At 43.8% G+C, this 8,563-nt stretch carries 9 protein-coding genes; 3 read left to right on the top strand and 6 right to left on the bottom strand.

The window, feature by feature from the left end; all coding sequences use genetic code 11:
* The 4 genes from B9J87_RS08335 to uvrY all read right to left on the bottom strand — a co-directional run.
* A partial coding sequence (locus tag B9J87_RS08335) for a transposase (protein WP_176429464.1) occupies positions 1-99 on the bottom strand: 99 nt, incomplete at its 3' end.
* A 145-nt stretch (positions 100-244) separates the two neighbouring features.
* Positions 245-802 carry a CDP-diacylglycerol--glycerol-3-phosphate 3-phosphatidyltransferase gene (pgsA, locus tag B9J87_RS08330; RefSeq protein ID WP_013856615.1) on the bottom strand — a complete coding sequence of 186 codons (558 nt, stop codon included), beginning with the start codon at positions 800-802 and terminating at the stop codon, positions 245-247.
* A gap of 46 nt (positions 803-848) precedes the next feature.
* The gene (gene uvrC / locus B9J87_RS08325) at positions 849-2,681 is read right to left on the bottom strand and encodes an excinuclease ABC subunit UvrC (protein WP_094150167.1); all 1,833 of its coding nucleotides are present in this window, start codon (positions 2,679-2,681) and stop codon (positions 849-851) included.
* Positions 2,681-3,325: a UvrY/SirA/GacA family response regulator transcription factor gene (uvrY, locus tag B9J87_RS08320; protein ID WP_026028128.1), complete on the bottom strand. Its 645-nt coding sequence runs from the start codon at positions 3,323-3,325 to the stop codon at positions 2,681-2,683. The genes uvrC and uvrY overlap by 1 nt, the downstream gene beginning before the upstream one ends.
* Before the next feature lie 481 nt (positions 3,326-3,806).
* Between uvrY and B9J87_RS08315 the strand changes: the two genes are divergently transcribed.
* Positions 3,807-6,170 carry a DNA polymerase II gene (locus B9J87_RS08315; protein WP_094150169.1) on the top strand — a complete coding sequence of 788 codons (2,364 nt, stop codon included), beginning with the start codon at positions 3,807-3,809 and terminating at the stop codon, positions 6,168-6,170.
* Between the two features lie 24 nt (positions 6,171-6,194).
* Here B9J87_RS08315 and B9J87_RS08310 read toward each other — a convergent pair whose 3' ends face one another.
* Positions 6,195-6,962 (bottom strand): nucleotidyltransferase, encoded by a 768-nt coding sequence (locus B9J87_RS08310; RefSeq protein WP_094150165.1) that lies wholly within the window; start codon positions 6,960-6,962, stop codon positions 6,195-6,197.
* 134 nt (positions 6,963-7,096) lie between these two features.
* Between B9J87_RS08310 and yeiP the strand changes: the two genes are divergently transcribed.
* Positions 7,097-7,663: an elongation factor P-like protein YeiP gene (gene yeiP, locus B9J87_RS08305; RefSeq protein ID WP_094150163.1), complete on the top strand. Its 567-nt coding sequence runs from the start codon at positions 7,097-7,099 to the stop codon at positions 7,661-7,663.
* A gap of 2 nt (positions 7,664-7,665) precedes the next feature.
* A complete protein-coding gene (locus B9J87_RS08300) occupies positions 7,666-7,986 on the top strand; it encodes an HI1450 family dsDNA-mimic protein (protein ID WP_017048043.1) in 321 nt (106 codons plus the stop codon).
* Positions 7,987-8,084: 98 nt separating this feature from the next.
* Here the strand turns inward: B9J87_RS08300 and yqfB are convergent, their stop codons facing one another.
* Positions 8,085-8,429, bottom strand: a complete 345-nt coding sequence (yqfB, locus tag B9J87_RS08295) for a N(4)-acetylcytidine aminohydrolase (RefSeq protein WP_094150161.1) — start codon at positions 8,427-8,429, stop codon at positions 8,085-8,087.
* Positions 8,430-8,563 lie beyond the last annotated feature (134 nt).

The following is an 8,563-nucleotide window of genomic DNA, read 5'->3' as shown; positions in this document are numbered from 1 at the left end:
TACATTCCCTTTCAATATCTTAAATCTGTATTTCGGAGTCCAAACTATATGGTATTTGCAACGCCAATATACATGTGATGAACTTCTATAATCGCCCATGTTTTTAGTTTCCTCTTACTTGTGGTGAATAAGAGGTTTACTTCTAGCATGGGCACTCCTTCGGGCAATAGCCCCAAGGTTCAATCACCACCGCCCAAGGCGGTGGTTTAGGGATGACAACAAAAAACGGGCCTAAGCCCGTTTCTTAATGATGTTCTGCATTGAGGAGGTCGTCTTTAGCTGCCGCCAAGTATTGAACCATTGACCAATAGGTCAAAATGGTTGCAATGTATAACGCTGCATAGCCGACCCACACCATCCAATCATCATGACGCCAAATCAGTACCCACAATGCAAACATTTGGGTGAGCGTCTTAACCTTCCCAACCCATGAAACGGCCACACTGGCTCTTTTACCAATTTCCGCCATCCATTCTCGCAACGCAGAAATGATGATTTCACGGGCAATCATTGTCACGGCTGGAATCGTTATCCAGAGACTGTGGTAATGGTCGGTGATCAAGATAAGAGCCGTCGCAACGAGCACTTTATCCGCTACTGGGTCGATAAAAGCACCAAAGCGAGAGGTTTGCCCAAGTTTTCGCGCAAGCATACCATCTAACCAATCGGTAAAACCCGCTACCCAAAACACCATTGCCGCAGCAAAAGGGCCCCAGCCGTAAGGCAGATAGAAAACAACGACAAATACTGGGATAAGGAAAAGTCGTAATAAAGACAAAATATTAGGAATATTCAAACGCATATTTATAGGCTCTTATCGATTGCGCGGTTATGTTGCGTTATTTTTCTTATTGTTTCAATGCTTGATAAATGTTTTCAGCTAAAGAATGGCTAATACCGGGCACTTTGGCGATTTCTTCAACAGTGGCTCTTTTTAGCTCTTGCAGCCCTCCCATATATTTCAGCAGTGCTTGCCGGCGTTTAGGCCCAACCCCTTCTATGCCTTCCAATGTACTGGTACGCCGTGTTTTACCTCGTTTGGCTCTATGCCCAGCAATGGCGTGATTATGACTTTCATCGCGAATATGCTGAATCAAATGCAAAGCTGGCGCATCACTTGGCAGGTTAAATTCATCGCCATCGGTTGTAATCAACGTTTCTAGCCCCGGTTTGCGGGTAACGCCTTTGGCGATACCAATCATCACCGGTCTTTTCGGCCAATCTTGCCAATGGCTAGAGATGATCTGCAAAGCTCGATTCAATTGCCCTTTACCACCATCAATGAAAATGACATCGGGGATTTTTTCCACGTCAAGCTGCTTGGAATACCGCTTATCTAACACTTGTCCCATTGCAGCGTAATCATCCCCACCAGTAATTCCCGTGATGTTATAACGGCGGTATTCTGGTTTAACAGGCCCTTCTTGGTTAAATACCACGCATGAGGCGATCGTACTCTCTCCCATGGTGTGCGAAATATCAAAACACTCCATACGCTCTATGCTATCCAACCCTAAAACAGCTTGAAGTGCTTTAAAACGCTGGTTGATCGTCATTCTATGGTTAATTTTAGCCGTTATTGCGCTCAATGCATTGGTATTAGCCAATTTTAAATATTGAGCACGTACACCTGTTGGGCTGATATGGAAAGAAACTTTACACCCGATCAGGGTCTGTAAGGCTTCTTGCAGCGGCTTTTCATCCTCTAGAAGACCCGCATTTAAGATCACTCGACTTGGGATCGTACGCGCTTCATTGTGACTTAAATAATACTGTCCTAAAAAGCCATCAAACACCTCTTCTTGAGTCGTGTTAGCCGGAATTTTAGGAAAATGGCTACGACTACCCAATATTTTACCTTGGCGGATCATCAAAATATGGATGCAAGCGATGCCATTTTCTTGGGCAAATCCCAATACATCCATGTCATCCATCGTCTCTTCAGAAACAAACTGTTGTTCTTGGACTCTTCGAATGGCTTGGATCTGGTCTCTAAATTTAGCGGCATTTTCAAACTGCAGTGCTTGGCTGGCTTGTTCCATTTTTTGCACTAATGTTTCAAGTACTTGGTTATCTTTGCCTTGCAAAAACAATCGAACATAATTAACCAATTCAGCATACTCTTCATCCGCAATGATATGACTCACACAAGGTGCAGCGCAGCGGCCAATTTGATACATCAGGCAAGGACGAGTCCGGTTGCTATAGACGGTATCTTCACATTGTCTTACCGGAAATATTTTTTGGATGAGGTGTAACGACTCTCGAACCGCACCAGAATCAGGGTATGGACCAAAATACTCACCTTTGCGCTTTTTCGCGCCACGGTGCAACGACAAACGAGGGTGCTTATGCCCACTAATAAAAATATACGGGTAAGATTTATCGTCTCGCAGCAGCACATTGTATTTAGGCAAATATTGCTTGATGTAATTGTGCTCAAGGATCAACGCTTCCGTTTCAGTGTGAGTAACGGTGACATCAATTTTATCGATATGGCTGACTAACGCGCGCGTTTTCTCACTGTCGATTGTTTTTCGAAAGTAACTAGAAAGGCGTTTTTTGAGGTCTTTGGCTTTGCCAACATAGATGATATCAGCCTCGGCGTTATACATTCGATAAACGCCGGGCTGATGGGTAACGGTTTTAAGAAAAGCGACCGAGTCGAACAAAGAAGTCACTAAAGCGTCTCGGTGTCTAACATTCCGTGTCGAATAGCTAAATGGGTCAGTTCAACATCACCGCTGATCGCTAACTTACTAAACAGTCGATAGCGATAGCTATTTACTGTTTTGGGGCTAAGACTAAGTTGCTCGGAAATATCCGTCACTTTTTGCCCTTTGGTAATCATCATCATAATCTGCAGCTCTCTTTCCGAGAGATCAGCAAATGGATTGTCAGAAGCTGGCGAGAATTGGCTTAATGCCATTTGCTGTGCGATTTCAGGCGAGATATAACGCTGCCCGCTATTCACAATGCGAATCGCGTTGACCATTTCATCTGGGCCTGCACCTTTGGTTAAATAACCCGCGGCTCCAGCTTGCATCACTTTGGTCGGAAATGGATTTTCCGTATGAACCGTTAACACGATGATTTTCACATCTGGATTAAAGCGCAGAATTTTTTTTGTCGCTTCCAAACCGCCGATACCAGGCATGTTCATATCCATTAAAACAACGTCGACATGATTACTGCGACACCATTTTACTGCTTCTTCACCGCTGTCAGCTTCCCCTACTACGTTCATTCCACGGACGTCTTCAATAATACGTCGTATCCCTGTGCGAACCAGCTCGTGATCATCTACAAGGAAAACACTTATCAAACTTGTATCTCCACACTCATCTATTGGCTCTGCACCCACTGAATCGTGGATAGCAGCATCGCGGCCCACATTAATTAGCTCACAATTGGAAATTAACTCACAATCGGGTAATTAACTTAACATTGGTTTTTACTCACACTGAATATGTGCTCAAACCCCAAATTTGGCAAGTACTTATTTGTTCGGCTAATCATCCAATGAGAATCCATCAACAAATCAAAAGCTTAATTATATTAGCAGAGATGCCGCACGACTTTTACATGATTTTTTGACAAATTTGAACCTAAACATAAAAATGCAACCAGCCTCATAAAAATACAAAACCAAAACAAATCATAAAGTTAAAATGCATACACCATACCAATTAACGGTTATTTCATCTCCATCGCCCGCTTACTCACCTCACTGAAATTCGTTATTTACCTCGTAGCTCTGATATGATGCCCTCCCCCAAGGTTACGACTATTTGGATTTATTACGCTTGGTTATTCAACACGGTTTTTTACTTACTCGCCATGCAAGAGACCTTCATGGCTCGACTCATATTGAGTTGTGGTTGAGTACGCCTCAAGGTCCAACCCAACTGATTATCCGTGGTGAAAAACCCGTTTTCTTCATACCACAGAAAGATGTACCACAAGCGCAAAAATTAGCGTTAGAGCGGCAGCTCTCTATCGAATTAAAAACATTGGATTTGGAAGATTTTGAACATACCCTCCTAGCGGGTTGTTATTGTCAAACGATTCAAACGCATGCTGAGTTTTCGGCACTACTAAAGCAACATCATATTCTGACGTTAGAAGATGATATTAAGCTTGCCGACCGCTTTCTTATGGAGCGTTTTCTTAAAGGCAGCATTGAATTCACTGGACGGCTTACCCAGACGTTTTCCCATTCAAAAATAGAACAGGCGAAATGTCGACCGGGCAACTATCTTCCTCATCTGAAAGTGGTTTCGCTGGATTTAGAGTGTTCTGAAAAAGGCATTCTCTACTCGATTGGTTTTGATAGCCCAATGGACAGCCGCGTAATCATGATTGGTGAGCCTGAGCCTTGCGATACCCCAATTCAATGGGTGAAAGACGAATACGCATTGCTCAACGCTCTCATCGATTGGTTCACTGAGTTCGACCCTGATGTAGTAATTGGCTGGAGCGTGATTGATTTTGATTTTCGCTTACTCCATAAAAGAGCCGAGTGGCATAAGTTAAGACTTGCGATTGGTCGCGGCAAACAGCACAGTTTTTTTCGTAGTTCAAACCAGAGTCAGCAAGGGTTTATTACCATTCCCGGGCGAGTAGTGTTGGATGGAATTGATACATTAAAAACAGCCACTTACCAATTTCGTTCTTGGTCATTGGAATCAGTATCAAGGGAGCTATTAGGCGAAGGAAAAGCGATTCACAACGCCCATGATCGGATGGATGAAATCAACCATATGTTTAAAAAAGACAAACCTTCACTGGCGAAATACAACCTGCAAGATTGTGTGTTAGTGAATAAAATCTTTGAACATACCCATTTGCTGGATTTCGCCATTGAACGTTCCCGTCTCACGGGTGTGGAGCTAGATCGCGTCGGCGGTTCTGTCGCCGCCTTTACCAATCTCTATTTACCTCAATTGCATCGCGCGGGTTACATCGCACCTAACTTACACTCCGAAAATTGGGTCGCAAGCCCCGGAGGCTATGTGATGGACTCCATCCCTAACCTCTACGACTCTGTATTACTTCTTGATTTTAAAAGCTTATATCCCTCGATCATTCGTTCATTTTTAATTGACCCACTTGGCTTGATTGAAGGGCTAAAAATTCCGCTTGGTAAAGAGGATAACCAAGCGGTAACGGGATTTCGTGGCGGTCAATTTCACCGCACCAAACATTTTCTTCCAGAAATGATCGAGAAATTATGGGCTGCGCGTGATGTGGCGAAAAAGAACAATAACAAAGCCTTTTCACAAGCGATAAAAATCATCATGAACTCTTTCTACGGGGTGCTTGGATCGTCAGGTTGTCGTTTTTTTGATACTCGTTTGGCGTCCAGTATTACCATGCGCGGACACGAGATCATGAAGCAAACTAAAAAGTTAATTGAGGCGCAAGGCTATCAAGTGATTTATGGTGATACCGACTCAACTTTTGTCTCTTTAGGTGGTCAATATTCACAGCAGCAAGCGGATCGCGTAGGAAAACAACTGGTTGAACACATCAATCAATGGTGGACGACCCACTTGCGTGAAGAGTACCGATTGGAATCGATGCTGGAATTGGAATACGAAACCCACTACCGAAAGTTTCTGATGCCAACCATCCGAGGTTCAGAAACGGGGTCAAAAAAACGCTATGCGGGATTGATCGGTGAAGGCGAAAACGAGCGGCTAATTTTTAAAGGGCTTGAGAGTGCAAGAACGGACTGGACTCCGCTCGCACAACGCTTTCAGCACCAACTTTATTCGATGATTTTTAATGGTGAAGACCCTGCGGCGTTTATTCGTGAAATCGTTGAGCAAACTCAAACCGGTCAACTCGACCATGAGCTCGTGTACCAAAAACGGTTGCGTCGCAAGCTGCATGAATACCAAAAAAACGTACCACCACAAGTAAGAGCTGCGCGACTTGCTGATACGATAAACCAGCAGTTAGGCCGACCATTGCAATATCAAAATCGAGGTCGTATCGAATACCTCATCACACTGAATGGCCCTGAGCCTAAAGAGTATTTAAAAAGTCCTATCGATTATCAGCACTATATCGATAAACAATTGCAGCCAGTCGCAGAAGCCATTTTACCTTTTGTTGGCTTGAATTTCGAACAGCTCAGCCAGCCACAACTTGGGTTATTTTAAGAAGTACGACGATCTAGCCAGCGGTTAACCAATCCGAAACTCTGTTTTTTGATACTGCTTTGCAAGCCATTGCCCATAACTGTCTAGAATTCCAATCACTGAGCGTTTAGCGATCACTCGTCCAGATAGCAAAATACCCAATCTCTCAATGTCGATTTTTTTCTCCGGATGATAACGTAAAAACTGCTGCCCGCATTCGATAGGATCATCAAACCAATTTTTGTCACGATACATAATCAAAGAATAACTGGCGCGCAGTAATTTCTTGGCAATGGCTACTTGCGCCTTGCTCTGTTCGCTTTCAGAACTGGTTTTTGCAATTTTATCACGATAAAAAAAGACCCAATCTGCGATGTCCATATTCCAGTGTTTGGCTATTTCCCAACTGGGTTCGAAATCGCCAAAGCATTCCGCCAGATCATCACCCAAGATGCAAACGCAGCAATGGCGCAACATAAATCCCCACGTAAAAATGCTCTCTAAAGTGGCTACCTCGCTCACGAGTGCAGTTTTGATCGAGACTTCGGTGATATGCGGGAAACTCTTCTGAAATCGCCACTTAATCGTATTCAGCAGCGTTGCTCGTTGCTCGGAGAAATCACGGTGCGTGACCAACACTACATCCAAATTGGAGCGCCCATAACGCGCGGTTTTGCGCGCCACACTGCCATAAAGGTAGAGACTATGTAAATTGTCACCTAACCCGGCACGCAGAAACTTGATGAGATCATCGATAGCCGCTTGATATTCAGCCTGAAAGGGTTGTTTTGGGTCAATAACCGATAAATACATAGCAAAAAGCGTTAGTTAATTTAAGAAAAAGTACACGCGGTCATGTTCTACTATGCAAAGCAATCAATCAAGATATTCCTTTTCGAAAACGGCAAGGTATAATGCGCCGAAACTAAGTATGAAGGAAAAATTCCATGCCAAAGGCGAATGAATTAAAAAAAGGGTTTGCTATTATTTCTGGTGGCAAGACGCTATTGATCAAAGATATCGAAGTGACCACTCCTGGTGGCCGCGGTGGTTCTAAAATCTACAAACTACGTTGTACTGATTTGAACACTGGCGCTCGCGTTGATGAGCGTTTAAAAGCCGATGACTTTGTCGACACCGTTGACATGAACCGCCGTGCGGTTTCGTTTTCTTATGTTGATGGCGATGAGTACATCTTCATGGATAACGAAGACTACACTCAATTTACGTTTAAACAGGCGGATATCGAAGATGAGCTGCTGTTCATCACTGAAGAAATCCAAGGTATGTATGTGGTTGTCGTTGACGGTGTTGCGGTAGCACTAGATATCCCTTCATCTGTTGAGCTTGTGATTGAAGAGACTGATCCTTCCATCAAAGGTGCTTCAGCTTCTGCGCGTTCAAAACCAGCACGTTTAAGCACTGGCCTTGTCGTGCAGGTGCCTGAATATGTCGCAACTGGCGACCGTATTATTATCAACACCGCTGAACGCAAATACATGAGCCGAGCATAATAATGTCTGATTTGATTTCTTACGACGATGCCATTGATGCGGCTTACGACATCTTTCTTGAAATGGCACCCGATAATCTAGAACCTGTTGATGTCATCCTGTTTACGGCACAATTTGAAGACCGTGGCGCGGCTGAACTGGTTGACGTTGGTGATGATTGGGTTCAACACGTGGGTTTTGACGTCGATAAGGAAGCTTACGCGGAAGTATTGATCGGTCTTGTCAATGAAGAGGACGACGTACTAGACGATGTGTTTGCAAGAATGCTCGTCAGCCGCGACCCAGACCAAAAGTTCTGCCACATTCTGTGGAAGCGTGACTAACCTCGTTACTGTTGCTGCGTTTTATAATGAAATCGTCGTGACACGGTCTTGAGGCAAACAGCAATAACGCCAATCGTGATTGATTGGCGTTATTATTTTTAAGCGTGATCTTTTTCCAGATCTTTCTCTTCAACCAGTTGATAGTGAATGACATACAACTGTTCAATATTGGGATAAATGTCTTGAATCACCTCTTTCAGTGTCGTGAGTGACATATTTTCTTGCTCTGCATGGTAGTGGCTTAATTCGCTAAATAGGATCGGTTCAACCTTATTGATTAACAAGCGGCAGAACTTTCGTCCCTCTTCCAACGTACTCACCTCGACAATAGAGCCAACTTGGTAGTGCTTTTCGCTCTCATCACGAATGGTGATCACTTTCTTTTTCGCCAAAATATCCGCTTCAAAACGAGCGAAAAAAGTCATTTCTGTTGGAGCTGTCATCGCATTTTCTCTTTATTATTTAAACCACAAGTTACCATTTACAACACAAGTTACGGCGCCATCTTACCGTGACACTGACCCTTTGTCGTCGATAGCTGCTTCACCAATTCACAGTTTTGGCCGATGATGATCGC

Origin of the sequence: Vibrio sp. V19_P1S1T109 (assembly GCF_002241375.1) — a bacterium.
In the GTDB taxonomy this organism is placed as follows: domain Bacteria; phylum Pseudomonadota; class Gammaproteobacteria; order Enterobacterales; family Vibrionaceae; genus Vibrio; species Vibrio anguillarum.
Note: the sequence above shows the minus strand (reverse complement) of the source record. Positions and strands in the feature narration are given on the sequence as shown.

Coding starts and splice junctions, on each gene's coding strand:
- pgsA (WP_013856615.1), bottom strand. CDS start 802: ATGCGTTTGAATATTCCTAATATTTTGTCTTTATTACGACTTTTCCTT.
- B9J87_RS08310 (WP_094150165.1), bottom strand. CDS start 6,962: ATGTATTTATCGGTTATTGACCCAAAACAACCCTTTCAGGCTGAATAT.
- yeiP (WP_094150163.1), top strand. CDS start 7,097: ATGCCAAAGGCGAATGAATTAAAAAAAGGGTTTGCTATTATTTCTGGT.
- B9J87_RS08300 (WP_017048043.1), top strand. CDS start 7,666: ATGTCTGATTTGATTTCTTACGACGATGCCATTGATGCGGCTTACGAC.
- yqfB (WP_094150161.1), bottom strand. CDS start 8,429: ATGACAGCTCCAACAGAAATGACTTTTTTCGCTCGTTTTGAAGCGGAT.